Here is a 20,709-nt window from a genome sequence, read left to right as displayed (position 1 = left end):
TTAGTTATTCGAATGAAAACGTAATGCGTTCGCCTTGTCTTACACTGAATGGGATGAAATCATCTTGGGAACAGGATACTCCGTTGAGAAGTACCTTCTTGATACCTTTCGGATATTTCAGTTGCAGATTGTTCTGCCATCCTCCGGTGATGGTTGCCTGCACGGGCTTTCCATCTTTCCATACAAGGTCTACCGTGGCACCTCCTCTTACTTTCAATCCGTAAAAGCTTCCATTCTTCCATGAATCGGGCAGGGCTGGGAGCAGATGAATGAAACCATCTTGACTTTGCAGTAGCATTTCGCTGATACCCGAAGTTCCTCCCCAGTTGCCATCCATTTGAAAGGGAGGATGCGAGCAGAAGAGATTAGGGAATGTTCCACTTCCGTGCTGTGTAGGGTTTTGAGCTGTATAAGCCGGATAAAGCAGACTGCGGAATAATTTGTACGCACGATTACCGTCGCCCAGTCGCGCCCAGAAATTAATTTTCCATGCACGGCTCCATCCGGTACCTTCATCGCCTCGCCGGTTCAGGGTCTTCCGGCAGGCTTCTGCCAGTTCGGGCGTTTTAAGAACCGAAATCTGATTACCCGGATGCAGACCATATAAATGAGATACATGGCGGTGATGGATGTCGGTTTCCTCATAATCCTCCAGCCACTCCATCAGGTATCCTTTTTTACTGATTTGGTGTGGAGGCAATAGCCGGATAGCTTCTTGCAAGGCCTCGGCATAAGCCGTATCGGTATGCAGAATATGCGAAGCTTCTATCACATTGGTATAAAGTTCGCGTACGAGTTGGATGTCCATTGTCGGCCCCATACAAATACTGATGGGCGTGCGATCTTTTCCGGGCAAGTAGAAAGCGTTCTCGGGCGAAGAAGTCGGTGCTGTGACAAGCCATCCGTGTTTGGGCTCTTTTACCATAGTCGAGTAGAAAAATTCGGAGGCACCTTTCATGATCGGATAAATATCTGCCAGATAGTTCTGGTCACCACTGAAAAGATAATGTTCCCACAGGTGTGCACAAAGCCATGCTCCTCCGGTATTCGTTGCGCCCCATGACGGATGTTCTCCGGGGGCAGTATAGTTCCATACATTGGTCATCATGTGGAGAACCCAGCCTTTGGCCTGTGGACCGTAAAAGGCTTTTGCACTTTCTTCTCCACTGGGAACCAGGCGTTTCACTAAGTCAACCAGTGGTAGATATAGTTCCGATAGATTAGCTTGTTCTACCGGCCAGTGGTTCATTTGTACATTGATGTTCGTATGATAGTCGCCATTCCAGGGAGTTCCCGGCTCGTTAGCCCAAAGTCCTTGCAAGTTGGGAGGCAGGCTTCCCGGACGTGTACTGCTTATCAGCAAATAACGTCCGTAATTATAGTAAAGAGCTGCCAGCGAAGGATCGTCCTGCTGCTGGAATCTTTCAATTCTCTGATCGGTAGTCAGATGTGAAACGGCTTCATTTTCGGGCAGACGGATTCCTGCACGGTTGAACAGAGCCTGGTAACTTAGGATTGCTTCCGATACAGTTTCGCAGAGATTGCTTTTCAATGCATCGTTGAGTATTCGGTCTGCTTCCGTTTCATAAATTTCTCCTGCCAGAAAGGAGGTCTTTGCCGATACTACAATCCATGCTTCGTCCGCATTTTGTACAGTGATAGACTGTTCGTCAGTCGACTGGTTTGTCTGCCTGCCCTTGCATGTTATTCCGGCAATGGCAGCATAACGGACACCCGTTTGCGAAGAACCACTGTCCAGACTGCCGTACAGTTCCAGTTTTCCTTCAGCCAGTTTGCGTACGCTTCCTCTTTCCGGACGGCTCAAATTCATTTTGAAATTGATGGAACCAGGAACGTTTGCTTTCAGGTGTATCAGCATGACATCTTTATCACGTGAAACGACGTATTCGCGCACATAATTTACATTCCCGCGGGAGAAAGTTGTGTATGCGATTCCCTTACTTAAATCCAGCCAGCGGTGGTAATCAGCAGGAACATCCTTTTCATGTACTCCGTACTGATGCTCCAAAAATAAATTGCCCAACATCTGAAAGGTTCCATACGTTCCTCCTTTTTCCGGTTTCTTAGGAACAAAGCTGGTATACATCAGTTCTTGTGCTTCTTTGTTCTTTCCTTCGAACAACAGCCGACGTATTTCGGGCAGGCTTTTGGAAGCGTCGGGATTCAGATAATTGGCTTCCGACCCACTCCACATGCTGATTTCATTCAGAACAATATGTTCTTTGACGATTCCTCCGTCGGGCATCATACCCAGTCTGCCGTTGCCTAACGGAAGAGTTTCTTCCCACTGTACAGCAGGTTCGTCGTACCACAATGTCTGGTCACTGCGTCCTGGAGTTGGATGTGGCTCTTCTCCGGTAATACATTTATACAATGTTTCAGCAATAATAGCAGCTCCGTACTTGTCGGGATGCACTCCGTCGACGTAGAGTTGTGGGTAATAAGGAAGCATTGCTGTATGGAGGTCGATCACGGGTAAGCTTCTTTCGGCTGCAACTTCCCGGATATATGGAATGATTCCGTTTACAATGATACTGTCGTTGATGCCCCATTCTTTACGGTTAGAAGGAATAGGCAGACAAAGGTAGATGTGAGGATGTGATGCAAGTGCCTGGAATTTATCGATCAACAGGTTCAGATCGTCCTTGAATGTTGCATGATGCTGCCAGTTCTGCGGCTTGGAATCATTGGTTCCAAGTTTGATGGTTACGATATTGGGCAGAAAATCCAGTGCTTCCTGAAAACGTGTAGTTTTCATATAAGGCAGATCTCCTTTCTGGCTCAATGTATGGGCGGTCACGCCAAAGTTGCCTACTTCGTAATTGTTTCCCAGTAATTTCTGAAGGGCAGCCGGATAACTTTCTTCTGAAGGATTCTTCAACAGAAATCCTTCGGTAATGCTGTTACCTACACAAGCTATCTTGATTCTCTTTTCCGTTTGTGCCTGTATGGCAAGAGGAAGAATCAGGAATATTCCTAATATATACAGGTATAGTTTTCTCATGTTTATTCTCCTTTATATTTTATGTATCGGAAGTCGGCATACGCTTTCGATTGTGTGGAAGCAGATACACTATATAGTCCGAGTACGACTCCGGTAAATCCTCCAGCTGTTTCACTGCTGAGGTAACGGGTATTCATTTTTCCCAGCTCATGATAAATACCGTTTTCTGTATAGCCGAAGTAATAGAAGTTTATGTCCGATTTAATATTCAGTTCTATGTTTCCTTTACTGTTTAGTGGCATCTCCTTTTCGATATGTTCCAATTCTCCCAGTTTGTAGCGAAGGACAACCGAACGGCTTTTATCCTTGTTCTGACGGACGAACAAATCGTAGTGTGAGTGGTATTCCATATATACACTGATACCAGCTTCATCATTCGCTTGTGCATTTTTCAACTCCAAAGAAGTAGCGACTTCCATATTGAAGTGCTCTTGTCGGATAGCAACAAAAGTCGGGCTCTTTTGCTCATTCAAAGAAACCGGAGTTGCTTTCAGACGGAGATTTCCGTTCTTGAATTCATAGTTCTGCATATTGGGATTTTGCAGGTACATCCATTCGGGGGATAATTGTTTGTTCTCGAAAGTGATGGTTTCGGGTTTTTGTTTTACTGTCTGAAGTGGAAGAGTAGGAACATTCATGTCCAGCTGGATTGTACCATTTCCGTTTACGACGGGCCATGCATCTTTGTCCCAGCGTACGGGAGCCAGATAAGTTTCACGTCCCAGGGTATGATGGAATCCCGGCATGATACGGTAAGCAAGACAAACCATCCACCATGAACCGTCTGTACCTTCTACCAGATCGGCATGACCTGTACCCTGGATAGGATTAGTTTCTCCAGCCTGACAAGCATGAGTCAGAATCGGATTTGCCGGATTTCCTACGTACGGTCCGTCAATGTAACGGCTGCGTGCGATGGTGATGCTATGTGCTACTTCTGTTCCTCCTTCTGAAATGAGCAGGTAATACCAGCCGTCTTTCTTATAAATATGTGGTCCTTCCGGATAACGTCCTCCGGTTCCGTTCCATATCTTTTTGGAAGGTGTGAGCTGTTTTCCGGTCATCGGATCTATTTCGCACAGATTGATGTAACCGTCCGGATTGCTTACCATGTAGCATTTACCGTTTTCGAAATACAAAGAAGGGTCGATTCCTCCTTGTTCCAGCCATACGGGTTCCGACCATTCTCCTTTGGGATCGGTTGTGTGAACCAGAAAATTACCTTTGCCTGATACATTGGTCGTAATCATGTAGAATACTCCTTCGTGATAACGTATGGTAGGAGCAAAGATACCGCTTCCTCCATTGGCTCCTTTCAGGTTAAGTTGTGATTCCCGTGTCAGGCAATTGCCTATCTGCTCCCAGTTTACCAAATCTTTACTATGGAAGAGAGGTACTCCCGGAAAATATTGAAAACTGCTGTTTACCAGATAATAGTCATCGCCAGCTTTACATACGCTAGGATCAGGATGAAATCCGGGAATTACCGGGTTTTTATAACCCTGAGCAAATGTTTCGCATAGAGAACAAGCTAAGGCGCAAAGTAAGATACCAATGTTTCGCATAATTCATTAAAGTTAAAAAGTTACTAAGTCTTTACTTGACTTCGATTACAAAGATACATGATTTTGATTTTCTGCATCCGTTCTTTTGTTTCCTGTCACGAGCTAAAATGTTTCCAATAGGGTATTCAAATGTTTCAAACCTGTTTATTTCCCTGTTCTTTTATGATTTAACGTACATAGAAAACATTATTTTTGTTGAATAAAGTAGGTATCTAATAATAAAATCTATAACCTATTGGCGGAATTAAATTATAAAAGATTTATGTTTAAAAAGTTGTGCATATTGTTGATATTTAGTAAATTAAAGGTGACCAAACTTTTAATAGACAAATATCGTATGCACAACTTATATGCAATATTCGCAAAATTACTGAACATATGCAAGCAAATTGCCGGCAATTTAGTCAATGAATCTGGGAATGTGCCAAGACGAGGAGTCGTCCCTAAATTCTCAGACCTTGAAGTAGTGGCTTTGAACATGGCATCAGAGGCTGCCCCGTATTGACAGTGAGTCTCTGTTGTTTGCAAAGCTACAGGAATATAGGGTTGAAATACCCAACCTTATTTCCCGCCGACAATACAATGACAGGCGTAAAACAACTTCCTCCCTATGTAATGCAATCCGAGAAAGAATGGTTTCTGAAATGGATGGTGGTGAAGACTGTTTCTGTATTGATTCGAAGCCGATAGAAGTATGTCGTATTGCCCGTTCCAAACGTTGCAGTATGGGAAAGAAGGATTTTGGTAAAGCACCTGGGGTAGGCTACTGCGCATCACAAAGCATGTATTATTATGGGTATAAACTCCATGCAGTCTGTGGGTTAAGTGGTGTCATCCATTCCTTTGACCTCACTAAGGCAAGTGTGCATGACATTCATTACCTGAAGGATGTGAAAGTGGATTATAGTAATTGTACAGTCATAGGGGACAGAGGATATATAAGTGCCCAAGTGCAATTGGATCTGTTTGAAACTGCCAATATCAGATTGGAGGTACCATACAGATGTAATCAAAAAGAATGGAAGCCAACATTCCCAGCTTTTTCCAAAGCGAGAAAAAGAATTGAAACCATATTCTCGCAATTGTGTGACCAGTTTATGATTATAAGGAATTATGCGAAAGATACAGATGGATTGTTTGCCCGGATTATCGGGAAGATTAGCGCACTTACAATCCTCCAATATATTAACTACAAAAATGAAAAGCCTATTGGCAGAGTTAAATATGCGCTATTTTAATTCCGCCAACAGGTCTATAATCTTATTTTACTATGAAATTTTTTGTCTGGTTATTTTTTCTGTTAATTGGCGGGGGTAATCTTTGGGCCGCAGGACCTAAAATATTGTTCATCGGTGATTCCATTACTGATGGCAACTGGGGAAATAGTGATGGAAGTGCCCAACCTTCTTCTGTCCGCAATCATTGGGATATGAATCATATCTATGGAAGTGGGTACATGTATCTGTGTGCTTCTTACTATCAAAGTAATTATCCTGAGCAAGAATATCAGTTCTTCAACCGGGGTATCAGCGGAAATACATTGAACGATTTGAAGACCCGGTGGAAGGAAGATGCTCTTGCGATACATGCTGATGTAGTTTCTGTCTTGATAGGAACGAATGATGTGAATGAATATTTAGGTAAAAAAGACAATGGAGCTTTCGATTTTGTTTTGTGGGAACAGACTTATCGGAATTTACTGGATAGTCTGCGTCAGGATAATCCGCAGGTGAAGATTGTATTGGGTGAGCCATTTACAGCTTGTACGGGAAATATGAAAAAGACTGAAGATTTTGCTTTACGGGATAGCCTGATACAGCGTCTGGGAAAAATAACCTTACAGATAGCAGCCGATTATGGAGCTGTATTCATCCCATATGCTTCGATGTTTCACCGTTTGCTGGAAGAAAACCCGGAATTGCCGGATACTTATTGGATTTGGGACGGAATTCATCCGACACCTGCCGGACATAAGCGGATGGCAGACTTGTGGATAGAACAAATAGAAAAATATCATATATTGTAATAAAGGAGGATAAACAGATGGGCAGATGGAATATCAGGTGGAGCATATTGCTTGTTTTATGGTGTGTTACGGGGGTGAAGCTGGCTGCAATGAAAGTTGAGTCATTAGATAGGGGATGGTTTTTTAATCGCGGGTATGAATCTCAGGCTGCGGATAAGGTAACGGTTGATCTTCCGCATACGTGGAATGCTGCTGATGCGATGTTTGGTAATGTGAATTATTATCGGGGAATGTCAACTTATTCACGTTTTATCGTTGTACCTTCATCGGAGAACTTTAAGCGTGTTTTCTTGCGCGTAAAAGCTGCACAGACTGTAGCTGATGTGTATTTGGATAATCATTTTGTAGCTCAGCATAAAGGTGGATATACCTCTTTTACCGTAGAGCTGACTCATCTGATTCGGAAAGGAGAAAAACATAAACTGGATATCAGGGTGAGTAATGCTCAAACTATGGAAATAGCTCCGATATGCGGCGATTTTAATATATGGGGTGGGCTGAATCGTGGTGTGGAGCTTTTGTATACGGATGATGCTTGTATTGATCCGACATTTTATGGCTCATCTGGAGTTTTCTTTACTCAATATAATGTCTCAGAAAAGTATGCCGGGCTGGAAATGAAAGCATTGTTATCGGGAACTGAGATAGCTTTGAATGATTGCTCTATTGAATTCTCTTTGTTGGATGCGAAACATAAAGTTGTTTCTTGCAAGGAAATAAGTGTGTCTGGTAAGGAAGCCGTGGTGAAGATGGAACTTGATAATCCGCATTTATGGGATGGAGTTAATGATCCATATTTATATACCGGAATTGTCGTATTGAAAAGAGGTAGTAAAGAGATTGATCGTCGGGAAGAACATGTAGGCTTCCGGTTTTATTCAGCAGATCCGGATAAAGGCTTTTTCTTAAATGGCAAGCCCTATTCGATACATGGAGTCAATTATCATGAGGATCGTGCAGAAAGAGCATCGGCTTTTTGTCCTGAAGATTTTGAATCGGATTTAAACCTGATACAGGAAATGGGATGTACTGCTGTTCGACTGTCGCATTATCCGCATGCGCAAGTCCTGCATGATTTGATGGATCGCAGGGGACTCATTGCTTGGGCTGAGATTCCTTTTGTCAATGTATTTGTGGGGCACCCTCAGTATAGAGAGAACTTAAAACAGCAGTTGGCGGAACTGATTTATCAGTATTATAATCATCCCTCTATCTTGACGTGGGGACTTTTTAATGAAATCAACCCGGGATGGCTGGAAAATCCAACCCCTATGGCAGAAGAGTTGAATAAGTTGGCTAAGAAATGGGATATGTCGCGACCGACAACGGGGGCAAGTAACCAGGAAGATCCTTTGAATGGAATACCAGACTTGATTGCATTCAACCGTTATTTCGGATGGTATGGAAACGATTGTAAAGAGATGGGAGAGTGGATCGATAAGCAGCATCAGGCATATCCCCAGCGATGTATGGGCATAAGTGAATACGGTGCTGGTGCGGATGTGTTTCAACAGACGGATTCCTTGATTCATCCAGAGCCGTGGGGGCAGTGGCATCCAGAGAACTGGCAGACTTATTATCATATAGAAAACTGGAAACAGCTTGCTTCACGTCCGTTTTTGTGGTGTAAATTTGTTTGGTGTATGTTTGATTTCTCGGCGGCCGGTCGAAAAGAAGGCACGACTTTTGGCCGAAACGATAAGGGATTGGTGACATACGATCGGAGGATTAAGAAAGATGCTTTTTATTTTTATAAAGCAAATTGGAACAAGAAAGAAAAAGTGTTGTATATCGCATCGAAGCGTTGTCAGAATAGGTCGAATTCATCGGTTGACATTCAGGTGTTTAGCAATTGTGGTGATGCAGAGTTGTTTGTGAATGGAAAAAGTATGGGAAAATGTACGCCTGATGAGGTCTGTGTGGCTACATGGAACAATGTTCCTTTACAGTCGGGAGAGAATCAGGTAACAGTACGTGCTTCGGGACTTTCTGATAATTGTGTGTGGTATAACAATGACTGAATTGAATATATAAATAACGTTTGACTAGGCTGAATCTATCGTTTTATTACTGTGAAACGATAGATTCACTTGGGTGAAGCGACCGTTTCATTATAGTGAAACGATTTAAGTATGGTGAGTTTGGCCGTATAGCTTGGAGTTTTTAATTTTGAACAATCAAAAAAGGGGTTGTATCGTGGTAGCGGTACAACTCCTTTCTGTTATTAATTGGCTGGAGTTTTATTCTTCTGTTCGGAATGTTGTCCGTAAACGGATATCCGATGATGAGGCTCCTATTTCCAGTGTCATTTCTTTGTCAGGAAGAATGAAGCGGTTCTGCTTTTCATCCCATACTTGTAACTCTGTATAAGGGACGGTTAACTCTACTTTTTTCGTTTCTCCTTTACGTAGACTGATACGCTGGAATGCTTTCAGTTGCTTGATAGGATCTTTGTCCGTATGTTTTCGTGCGGAAACGTAAAGTTGTACAACCTCATCACCATCCATATCGCCGGAATTTTTCAGGTTGAAGCATACCCTTAAGGTATCGCCACGTTCAATAACACGGTCATCGAGAGTTGTTCCAAAGTAATTAAAGCGGGTATAGCTTAGTCCATAACCAAAAGGATATAATGGCTTTTCTTTAAAATACATATATGTCCGACCGTGAGTAATATCGTAATCCATCATGTGAGGAAGGTCGGTGATGTTTTTTACCCAGGTTTGGGTTAGTCTGCCTGCCGGATTATAATGTCCGAAGAGTACATCGCTGACAGCATGTCCCAATTCTTCACTGCATTGTGTAAGATGAAGCAGGGCTGGAACCCGTTGGTTGGCACGGTTGATGGCATACGGGAAGCTGCTGATCAGCACTCCGATGGTATTAGGATTGGCCTGAGCTACTTGCAAGAGCAAATCTTCCTGATCCAACTGGATGGACTGTCGGTCTACGGCTTCTTTTCCTTCACTTACCACAGGGGCTTGTTCCCAGCCGGCATTGCAGGTAGGATGATTGCCGACACACACGATAGCCACATCGGCCCATGCGGCAACGGTACGGGCACTGTCCATGCGGTTGGTCGCTACATAACGTACTTCAATATCATTTCCGGCTTCTTCCCGGATAGCATCGAGTACGTTTACTGTATAGAAAGGCTTGCCAGAATACCAGTCCTGTAAAACCTCGGTAGCCCGTTGACCGATGACAGCTATCTTTTTTATTTTCTGTTTGTCGAGCGGAAGCAGGCGGCTTTTGTTTTTAAGCAGGACAACCGATTTGCGAGTTGCTTCTCGTACCAGTTCTTTGGCTTCCGGTTTACTCCAGGGTGCAACGGTATCAGTCACACCGATAGCAGCATAAGGATTGTCAGCTGCATCATCCAGCAAGCCCAGTTTGAGAGAAATTCTGAGGTTTCCCCGGATGGCTTTTTCAATATCTTCTTCACTGATCAGTTTTCGGCGTAACGCATCGTATACCGCATCTTTGTAGTCATCCAGAAATTTGGTAATGCCGGCCTTGATACATGCGGCAGCAGCTTCAGCTCGGTCGTTGTCAAAACGTTTGTGATCGCTCAGCAAGAGGCGGAAAGCTCCGCCGTCGGTTATCAGGGTACCATTCAGTCCCCATTCTTTCATCACGACATCACGCAGTACGGGATGCATGATGCATGGAATGCCGTTGTATGCATTATAGGCAGTCATCAGAGCTTGTGATCCTCCTTCGGTTACTCCTTTATAGAAAGGATAGGAATAATATTCACGGAATAATTTATCAGAATAGTTGGATGATGATGATGTCCGTCCATATTCGTTACTGTTCGACAAGAAGTGTTTCATCAGCGAAGCATTTCTCCAGTATTTAGGATGATCTCCCTGTATACCTTTGATAAAAGCTACGGCAAGTCGTGATGTGAGGAAAGCGTCTTCACCATAACATTCTTCCGTTCGTCCCCAGCGAGGATCTCTGCCTAAGTCTACATTGGGAGTCCACATGATAAGTCCGCTTTTCCGGTATTTTGCGTTTTGAAAGAGATAACGGTTTTCTGTACTGATATAAGTCGCTACACGATATAGCAGGTCAGTATCCCATGTTTCTCCCAGTCCGTAGGCTTGTGGAAAGACAGTTGTCGGTGTGTTGACCCTTTCTCCGTAGGTAGGTCCCCCTAACACCACTCCATGTAATCCTTCCACACTGCCTGAACCTTGTATGCCAAGCCGGGGAACCTGGGTATTGTTTTCTAAAGCATCGACTTTCTCGTCGAGGGTCATTTGAGCAATTAAGTCATCCAGCCGCTGTTCCTCACTAACTGTAGGAAGAGTGAGTACATGTTGAGCGTGTATGATTCCTGCTGAAGCAGTCAGCAAGACGAAAAAAAGTTTCCTATGTGTTTTCATAATTAGATAATGTTAAAGACATTGCAAAGCTAATATAAAGCAATAGGTTATATGACGAAAAATGTTTCATATAAGGGCATGAAATGTTTTAAATGTGTATAAGGTAGGAAAAACTATCTCTTATTTTATAGGAAAGGAAACAAAGTGTACCATATACGGAAACAAATGCATACCAGTAGGAGTTCGTGTCTGTTATATATTTGCATAAATAAGATTCTATTTATGTAGTATTGAAAAACACAATAATTAATAAGATGGCTGCTATGAAAAAATTGATAATTTCTGTTTTACTTCTTTTGTTAGCGGAGAATGTAATGTTTTCTCGGGAAAAATCTACAGTACACGGTTATCCCATTACTCCCGTTCCATTTACTGCTGTTGAATTGACCGATTCGTTTTGGGGGCAACGTCTGGAAGCAAGTCGTAAGGTTACGGTTCCATTGGCTTTCAGTAAATGTGAGGAAACAGGAAGATATAGAAATTTTGAAATGGCTGCACATCCCAATGATAGCAATGAAGTGACAGGATATCCTTTTGATGATACGGATGTGTATAAGACGATTGAAGGGGCTAGTTATTTACTTCAGACGTATCCAGATAGTCAATTAAAGGAATATATAGATAGCGTGTTGGTGATTGTAGCTAAGGCACAAGAAACTGATGGATATTTGTACACAGCACGTACAATGAATCCCCGTCATCCACATAGGTGGGCTGGTAGCCGACGTTGGGAAAAGGTGGAGGAATTAAGCCATGAATTTTACAACTTAGGCCATATGGTGGAGGGAGCCATAGCACATTTTCAGGCAACCGGACAGCGTAATTTCTTGGATATTGCTATTCGTTATGCCGATTGTGTCTGTCGGGAAATCGGGGATAAGCCGGGACAGCAGGTCCGTGTTCCCGGACATCAGATAGCAGAAATGGCGTTGGCAAAATTATATCTCGTAACAGGACAGCAGAAATATCTTGATCAGGCTAAATTTTTTCTCGACAAACGTGGATATACTACTCGGAGAGATGCATATTGTCAAGCGCATAAACCGGTTATTGAACAAGATGAAGCTGTTGGACATGCGGTAAGAGCAGCCTATATGTACGCAGGTATGGCAGATGTTGCCGCTTTGACCGGGGATACTGCTTATATACATGCAATAGATCGGATTTGGGAAAATATTGCTTCAAAGAAATTGTATATTACCGGGGGTATTGGTGCAACCAGTGACGGAGAAGCTTTTGGAGATAATTATGAATTGCCTAATATGGCGGCTTATTGTGAAACTTGTGCCGCAATTGGAAATGTGTATGTAAATTATCGTTTGTTCCTTTTACATGGTGATGCGAAATATTATGATGTGCTGGAACGAACATTGTATAATGGACTGATTTCTGGAGTATCTCTTGACGGAGGGAATTTTTTCTATCCTAATCCGTTGGAGTCAATGGGGCAACATCAGCGTCAACCGTGGTTCGGATGTGCATGCTGTCCTTCGAATATTTGTCGTTTTATTCCTTCTGTTCCTGGATATGTGTATGCCGTAAAGGATAAAAATATATATGTTAACTTATTTATGTCGAATAATGCGGTGCTGGAGATTGCTGGAAAAAAAGTTTCTTTATCACAAACGACTTCTTATCCGTGGAATGGTAATGTCAAGCTGAAAATAACACAAAATTCTGTTGGGGCTTTTACTTTGAAAATTCGTATTCCGGGATGGGTGCGCAATGAGGTTGTTCCCAGTGATCTTTATGCATATGCCGATGAAGACAGTGCTTCGTATTCTATAAAAGTAAATGGACAGAAAGTGTATGCTGATTTACAGAATGGTTATTTTTCTATTCAACGTAAATGGAAAAGAGGGGACTGTGTAGACATAAATTTTGATATGAATGTACGTATGGTTCGGGCAAATGAAAATGTAATAGCCGATTGCGGACGTATGGCTATAGAGCGAGGACCGATTGTTTATTGCGCAGAGTGGCCCGATAATGATTTTAATGTATTGAATGTATTGTTAAATCCTACTGCAAAGTTTCAGGTCATTAAGAAAAAAGATTTGCTTTGTGGCATTAATCAAATTCAAACGCAGGCACAATCGTTGGAGTACGATAAATCAGGACGATTGTTGGTTACGGATCATACATTGACATTAATACCTTATTATGCATGGGCACACCGGGGAGCTGGTGAAATGGCAGTATGGTTGCCGTACAATCTGAAGGCAGTTTCTCCAAAGGCCGTTCCAACGTTAGTATCGGAGAGTAAGATTAATGCATCACATAAAATACAAACATTATCGTTTATAGCAGATGGAGTCGTTCCTAAAAATGAAAATGATCGAACAATCCCTTACTATCACTGGGCCCCTAAGGTAGGTACTACCGAATGGATTTCTTATGAATTTCCTGAAAAAGTACAGGTCTCCACGTCAACGGTGTATTGGTTCGATGATGCTCCTTGGGGAAGTTGCCGTGTTCCTGAATCATGGAAAATATATTATAAAAATGATGATGGGAAATGGTGTCCTGTAACTAATCAAAATGCGTACACTAAATATAAGGGGGTAGCCAATACGGTTTCTTTTGAACCCGTAACAACAGATGCTGTAAAACTCGAGGTTGTATTGCCGGATAAGAATTCTTCTGGAATATATGAATGGAATGTAAGATGAAAGATTCAGAGAACTTTTGAAACTTATTCTCTTGCGTGATTATTAGTTGTTTACGGTAAAAGGGTATAAAAAGTTATAAAGAAGTGATATAAACAAACGATACCCTAGTCAGAAACAAATTCATACCTTATGGCTGTTCATTTTTGGTTTACTTTGTGATGTTGATGTTAATTATAATATCAATGGGGAAAACCTAATAAATGTAAACTTTAACTATAAACAATGTACCATGAGTAAACACTTATTCGTAAAATGCACAAATGTGCATCTATGTAGTCTTGCAATGGTGATAATGCTATTGTTTTTGCCCTCGCTGGCAATGAAGGCTGCTTCTCAGAGTTTGACAGTTTCGGGTGTTGTTACTTCGTCAACAGACAAGATGCCTTTAATTGGCGTAAGTGTGCTGGTGAAAGGAACGACTAATGGAACAGTTACAGATTTTGATGGAAACTATTCTCTAGGAGTAGAGAAAGGACAAACATTGGTCTTTTCCTATATTGGATTTATTACACAAGAAGTTGTGATAGCCGATCAGAAGACTTTAAATGTAGAGATGAAAGAAGATACCGAAACACTTGATGAAGTAGTGGTCGTAGGTTATGGTGTACAGAAGAAAAAATTGGTTACTGGTGCTACTGTACAAGTAAAAGGTGAAAGTCTGGCAAAGATGAACACTAATAGTCCGCTGCAAGCTATGCAGGGACAGACTCCGGGCGTGAATATTTCTTCAACTTCCGGTCAGCCGGGTTCTGATATGAAAGTAAGTATTCGTGGTTTGGGTACGGTGGGAAATGCTTCTCCGCTTTATTTGATTGATGGAGTAGGGGGAGATATCTCGACCTTGAATCCTGCTGATATCGAAAGTATTGATGTTTTGAAGGATGCAGCATCTGCTGCTATTTATGGTGCGCAAGCTGCAAATGGTGTAGTATTGATTACAACTAAATCGGGAAAAGAAGGAAAGGCTCAAATTGCATTCGATGCTTATTATGGTGTACAGAAAGTGGCACGTATGGCCGATATGCTGAATTCGCAGGAATATATGACCATTATGGATGAACAAGCAGTCAATTCAGGTAATGCTCCTTATGACTGGAGTTCTTTCAAAAGTATTTACGATGCTGATGGAAATTTATATAATACGGATTGGGTTGATTCGATGTTTAAGGATAATGCCAAGACTCAGAGCTATACATTGGGAGTTACTGGAGGTTCTAAAACTTCGACTTATGCTATGTCTTTAGGATATATGAGCCAGGAAGGTATTGTTGGAGGTAAAGATGTTTCAAACTATGAACGTTACAATTTCCGTATTAATTCAGAACATAAGATTTTCAAGGATTCCGATTTATTAAAGGTTGGCGAACAAGTTAGCTTTGTTTATAAGTTGAACAATGGTGTTTCAGTAGGTAATCAATATAATAATACGTTAAGAGGTGCATTTGGAACATCTCCTTTATCGCCGATTTATAGCGATAATAATATTTATGATTCTCCATATAATGATACTTCCAATTCCGATTGGTACAATGGCGACGGCAATCCCTACGGATTGATGATGACAAACACAAATAATGAAAATAAAAATGCTGTCTTTTCAGGTAATGTATATGCTGAATTGCAGCCTGTCAAAAATTTAAAATTGAGAACAGTCTTTGGTGCTGTTTACGGTTCTTCTGAATATCGTAGTTTTACTCCAATGTATCAGTTCTCTATTTATAGTTATAACAATACACGTACTTCTGCTTCACAGAATATGAGTCATAGCCTGGGTATGACTTGGACCAATACAGCAACTTACGACTGGAAGGTAAAAGATCATGCATTTAATGCTTTGATCGGTATGGAAGTTTATCAATATTCAGGTACTTATCTTTCTGCCGGTACTGGAACATTGAGAGAGGGTTTCGATGACTGGGATCATGCTTATGTGGCAAACGGTACAGCATCGAGTGCAGACGATGGCATGTCGGTAGACGGATATCCTCAGGATGAAAGCCGTTCGGTTTCTTATTTCGGACGTTTTGGATGGAACTGGAAAGAAACTTATATGATCAATGCTACCTTACGTGCTGATGGATCTTCTAAGTTTGCAAGAGGAAAACGTTATGGCGTGTTCCCTTCTGTATCTGCCGGATGGACTATCTCGAATGAAAAATTTATGGAAGATTCTCAGGATTGGCTCGATTTCTTGAAACTTCGTGTCAGTTGGGGACAGGTTGGTAATCAGAATATAGATAATTACCAATATACAGCTCCTATTACTTCATCGAACACACATTATATTTTCGGTACAAATTATGGAGCATCTGCCCAGTCTGGTTTCTGGGGAGCATATCCGAGCCGTCTGGCTAACTCTGACGTTACCTGGGAAACATCCGAACAAACCAATATTGGTATCGATGCTCGTTTCTTAAGCAGCCGTCTGAGTCTGACTGCCGATTTCTATATCAAGACAACAAAAGACTGGTTGGTTGAAGCTCCTATTCTTGCTACAGCAGGTACTGGTGCACCATATATTAATGGTGGCGATGTGAAAAATACTGGTATTGAACTGGCATTAACCTGGAACGACCAGATAGGAAAAGACTTTAACTATAATATAGGAGTCAATGGAGCTTATAATAAAAATAAAGTTGGTAATATTCCTACTGAGGATGGTATTATTCATGGAGATGTCAATATGTTGTACGATAACTCTCCTGAGTTCTATCGTGCAGAAAATGGTCATGCTATCGGTTACTTCTGGGGCTATCAAACCGCAGGTATTTTCCAGAATAAAGAACAGATTGCCAATTGGAATGCAGATGGAAAACATGGAATTCTTCAGTCAGATCCGCAGCCGGGTGATGTAATTTATGTAGACCAGAATCAGGATGGTATTATCGATGATAACGATAAAGTTGATTTGGGCAACGGTACTCCCGATTTTACTTATGGCTTTAATCTTGGCTTCAACTATAAGAATTTCGACTTTTCTGTAGTTGCTTATGGAGCAGCAGGAAATCAGATTGTACAGTCTTATAGAAATCACGGCAACAGTAAGGCAAACTATACAACTGCTATTTTGGACAGATGGACAGGTGAGGGGACTTCCAACAGAATACCTCGTGTAACCAATACGAACATTAACTGGCAATTCTCTGATTTGTATATTCAGGATGGTGACTATTTGCGTATCAGTAATATAACTTTAGGATACGACTTTGCTAAACTGATAAATATAAAAGCTATCAGTCAGGCTCGTTTATACTTCCAGGTACAGAATGCATTTACATTTACCAAATACGATGGTATGGATCCTGAAATTGGTTACGGTACTTCCGACTGGGTTTCAGGTATTGATTTGGGATATTATCCACGTCCACGTACATTCCTGGTTGGCGTTAATCTGAAATTCTAATTTGAAAATTTAAAAAGAACATATTTATGAATAAGTTTAAACTATATATATTGGGATTGGGGTTGGCTTCCATGGGATTTGCTTCGTGTACAGCCGACTTCTTGGATGTAGAGTCTAAGAGAGAATCTACTACTGATAACTTTTACCGGACAGAAAGTGATGCTTGGCGAGCATTAATCGGATGTTATGATGGATGGCAGTGTACAACATCAAGTGCCGGATGCGCTTTTTACTATGCATCAGAAATAATGGCAGACGAATGCTTCGCAGGTGTAGGTATAACCGATGCGCGTAACTATCAGGTTATCGATCGTTTCGATGTAAACCAGTCGCCTTCGGATATGAATATTTTAGAGAATGAATGGAAAAATTACTATGCTGCAATATATCGTTGTAACGAGTTATTGGCACACGAAGACCAAATTTCATGGACCAATGAAGAAACAAAAGGAACTTATTTAGGAGAATGTCGTGCGATAAGAGCCTTGTGTTACTTCGATATGGTACGTATGTGGGGAAATATCCCTTTGTTTACCGATCCGGTCAACGAGAATCGTCCGCAGGCTAATCCGGATGAGGTGTACAATGTGATATTTACAGACTTACTGTATGCAGTTAATAATATTCCAGCCAGTGCTTATCCTAAAAGTGCGGCAGCATCGAACGATGGACATATTACTAAATATGCTGCATCTGCCTTGCTGGCAAGAGTTTATTTGTTCTATACTGGATATTATGGTAAAGAGCCTCAAGTAGAAGGAGTAACCAAAGCTTCCGTACTACAGGGACTGGAAGATTTTATTGCCGTTGCTGAATCTGAAGGATACGGACTGGTTGATGAATTTAAGAATCTGTGGCCTGCTGCGTCGACTTCATGGACATTGAACAAGAGTACCGGCGATTATGAACAGACTTCTACTTATGCCGGCGATGGAAATAAGGAAGTAGTACTGGCACAGAAATTCAATTATACTCAGGATTACAATGGTAACAATGACGGAAACCGCTGGTTGGTTAACATGGGACTGCGTAACTACCTGGGACATGCTCCTTACGGAAGAGGCTGGGGAGGATGTACGGTAAATCCTAAGATGTGGACAGTATATGGTACGGGCGATGAACGTCGTGAAGCTTCTATCATTAATCTGGTCAGTGAGGGCATTGCCGATGAGCCGGATTTTGAAACTTCTTATAAAGATCAGCGTGAATATACCGGGTACACTGTAAAGAAATACACTCCGATGTCTAAGTGGACCAAGGATGACGCAAGCGGAACCTGGTCGCTGGTTGACGAAGTTTCCGGTTTAGGCGAAGGAGATTTTCAGATTTCTCAGTATCAGAATTTCATTGTAATGCGCTATGCCGATGTATTGTTGATGGCAGCAGAGTTGGGAAGTCCTAATGCTCAGGAATATTTGAATAAGGTTCGTCAGCGTGCTTATACCTCGGAAGATGAAGATGGCACTCTGACCGTTTCAAGCAATTATCATGAACTGAGTGCTACAAAGGAAAATATCATGAACGAACGTATGCTGGAATTTGCTTTCGAAGGACAGCGTTACTGGGACTTGCTGCGCCAGGGAGTAGAATATGCTGCTTCTCAGATTGCAACCAATACGGCGGTAACCAGCGGTGGTAATCCGGATAATGTGACTATTGAGGCTTCAGATATTATCGAGAAACAAGGCCTTTCTCAGATTCCTAATAATCAGATAACGTTGTCGAATGGCGTATTAAAACAAAATACAGGTTGGAATTAATAAACAAAGGATGTTATGAAAAAACTAATTACTAAATTATATATTGCATGGCTGATGATAGCAGTCGGACTATTTTCGGCATGTACTCCCGATTCCTTCGAACTGGCGGGGAAGGATGTGACCGCAGATGATTTGGTAGAAGGAATAGCCTTTTCTATTACTCACGATTCGGAAAATCCGAACATCGTTTATTTGAAGAGCTTGATGCCTTCCAGCTATCAGGTTTGCTGGGAACATCCTCAGGGCAGAAGTCAGGATAGAGAAGTAACATTGCAGATGCCTTTCGAAGGTGAATATGAAGTAACTTTCGGAGTGCAGACCCGAGGTGGAATTGTATATGGTCCGCCGGCTACTTTTACAATCGATGATTTCTGTGCAGACTTCGTGAACGATGATTTGTGGACTTACCTTACTGGAGGCGTCAACAATGAAAAAGTCTGGATATTTGATAATGGTTCGTATGGATATGCTGCTGGAGAAATGACCTATGCTGATCCGAACTCTATTGTAGAATGGAACAACTGGAGTGCCAACTGGGACCCGGGAGTAGGACATACAGGCGATGATGCCATTTGGGAAAGCACCATGACTTTCGACCTGAAAGGCGGAGCTAATGTGAAGATTTACAATTCTTCTTCCAAAGAAACTACTTCGGGCACATTTATGCTCAATACAACTAATCATACCATTACGTTGACCGATTGTGAATTGCTGCATACTCCTTCATGGAGCGACCGAAGTACGAACTGGAGTCGCGACCTGAAGTTGCTGGAACTGGACGAGAATCATATGCGTATCGGGGTAATGCGTGATAACAGTGAAGGTCCATGGTGGTTGATCTGGAACTTTGTTTCGAAAGAATATGCCGACAATTACGTTCCGGAAGACCAGCCGGATCCGGAACCTGCTCTGCCGGACGGATGGGAAGATATGGTATCGGAAGTGGTGACCAGCAAGATTAAGTGGACTATGTCGACCGATGTTCCTTTCGATTGGGCTAATCTGGATGGTAGTTTGATGAATAACTTTACTGCCGGTAATTATCCGGATTGGGCTGCACCTGTAAACGGATTGGATCAGCTTTCCATGACACTCGACTCAAAAGCCATGACATATGAATTTGCCATGCCTGACGGTACTACAGCAAGCGGAACTTATACACTGGATGAAAAAGGCATTTATACATTTAGTGGAAGTGTTCCTACTTATCATATCGGCGGTGGTGACATCATGTTTGGAGCAGATGCCAATAATCAGCTTCGTATTTTGAGTATTGAATCAGCATCCGGTACGGTAATGGGTATGTGGCTGGGTGCACGCAGCTCCGAGAAGAATGAATATCAGGCTTATCATTTTATTCCGAATGCTGGTGGAGGAACTTCACAACCGGAAATGACATCGATTGCTGTCGATAATTCTAAATTGGTGTGGGGAAATCTGGAGTCTGAAAAAAATAATTTCCGTATTGAACTTTACAACATGTATGGCGAAACGGCTTCTGCCAGCCCGATTGATCCGGCAAGCATTGTGTTCGACTATTCGATGGAACTTACATTTACAATTAGTGGCTTGACAGGGGATGCTGCTACCAAGGAATATGATGCCGGACTGATGTGTACGGCAAACGGATGGTGGCCAGCTTATTCCGGTACAAGTGACGTTAAAGTGAAAGGTAACGGAACTTATAGCATCAAGATGAAACCGGAATCAGCCTACAATGGCGTGATTGTATTTGTTATCGATATTTTCGATATGTACAGTGACATTGCCGATCCGGAAGCTGTAAACGTAACAATCGATGAATTGAAAATTTTGTAATTACAACGTTGAAAGGACATGCATACAGGAAAATATTCTTGTATGT

Annotated in this window: 9 protein-coding genes and 1 pseudogene; 7 read left to right on the top strand and 3 right to left on the bottom strand. The window is 42.0% G+C overall.

Going from position 1 to position 20,709, the window contains the following annotated elements; translation table 11 throughout:
* Window positions 1-4 precede the first annotated feature (4 nt).
* Window positions 5-3,025, bottom strand: coding sequence for a glycosyl hydrolase family 95 catalytic domain-containing protein (locus WKT12_RS03550; protein WP_340318792.1), 3,021 nt, complete (start codon window positions 3,023-3,025; stop codon window positions 5-7).
* Window positions 3,026-3,027: 2 nt separating this feature from the next.
* The gene (locus tag WKT12_RS03545; RefSeq protein ID WP_270230223.1) at window positions 3,028-4,590 is read right to left on the bottom strand and encodes a glycoside hydrolase family 43 protein; all 1,563 of its coding nucleotides are present in this window, start codon (window positions 4,588-4,590) and stop codon (window positions 3,028-3,030) included.
* Between the two features lie 262 nt (window positions 4,591-4,852).
* Here WKT12_RS03545 and WKT12_RS03540 point away from each other — a divergent pair.
* The 3 genes and pseudogenes from WKT12_RS03540 (at window position 4,853) to WKT12_RS03530 (ending at window position 8,637) form a co-directional block, all read left to right on the top strand.
* A pseudogene (locus tag WKT12_RS03540) lies at window positions 4,853-5,828 on the top strand (IS982 family transposase).
* Between the two features lie 32 nt (window positions 5,829-5,860).
* Entirely contained in the window at window positions 5,861-6,616 is a 756-nt protein-coding gene (locus WKT12_RS03535) for an SGNH/GDSL hydrolase family protein (protein ID WP_302559741.1), read from the top strand.
* A 17-nt stretch (window positions 6,617-6,633) separates the two neighbouring features.
* Complete coding sequence (locus tag WKT12_RS03530) at window positions 6,634-8,637, top strand: glycoside hydrolase family 2 protein (RefSeq protein ID WP_340318791.1); 2,004 nt, start codon at window positions 6,634-6,636, stop codon at window positions 8,635-8,637.
* Window positions 8,638-8,856: 219 nt separating this feature from the next.
* Here the strand turns inward: WKT12_RS03530 and WKT12_RS03525 are convergent, their stop codons facing one another.
* A complete protein-coding gene (locus WKT12_RS03525) occupies window positions 8,857-11,010 on the bottom strand; it encodes a glycoside hydrolase family 3 C-terminal domain-containing protein (RefSeq protein WP_340318790.1) in 2,154 nt (717 codons plus the stop codon).
* Between the two features lie 263 nt (window positions 11,011-11,273).
* Between WKT12_RS03525 and WKT12_RS03520 the strand changes: the two genes are divergently transcribed.
* The 4 genes from WKT12_RS03520 to WKT12_RS03505 all read left to right on the top strand — a co-directional run bounded on the left by WKT12_RS03520 (window position 11,274) and on the right by WKT12_RS03505 (window position 20,663).
* On the top strand, window positions 11,274-13,682 hold the full coding sequence (locus tag WKT12_RS03520; protein ID WP_340318789.1) for a glycoside hydrolase family 127 protein: 2,409 nt from the start codon (window positions 11,274-11,276) through the stop codon (window positions 13,680-13,682).
* Window positions 13,683-13,911: 229 nt separating this feature from the next.
* On the top strand, window positions 13,912-17,085 hold the full coding sequence (locus WKT12_RS03515) for a SusC/RagA family TonB-linked outer membrane protein (protein ID WP_340318788.1): 3,174 nt from the start codon (window positions 13,912-13,914) through the stop codon (window positions 17,083-17,085).
* Between the two features lie 26 nt (window positions 17,086-17,111).
* A complete protein-coding gene (locus WKT12_RS03510) occupies window positions 17,112-18,845 on the top strand; it encodes a RagB/SusD family nutrient uptake outer membrane protein (RefSeq protein ID WP_340318787.1) in 1,734 nt (577 codons plus the stop codon).
* A 15-nt stretch (window positions 18,846-18,860) separates the two neighbouring features.
* The gene (locus tag WKT12_RS03505) at window positions 18,861-20,663 is read left to right on the top strand and encodes a hypothetical protein (RefSeq protein WP_340318786.1); all 1,803 of its coding nucleotides are present in this window, start codon (window positions 18,861-18,863) and stop codon (window positions 20,661-20,663) included.
* The last annotated feature ends 46 nt before the right edge of the window (window positions 20,664-20,709 follow it).

It is taken from the genome of Phocaeicola sp. HCN-6420 (assembly GCF_037890145.1).
Lineage (GTDB): Bacteria > Bacteroidota > Bacteroidia > Bacteroidales > Bacteroidaceae > Phocaeicola.
Note: the sequence above shows the minus strand (reverse complement) of the source record. Positions and strands in the feature narration are given on the sequence as shown.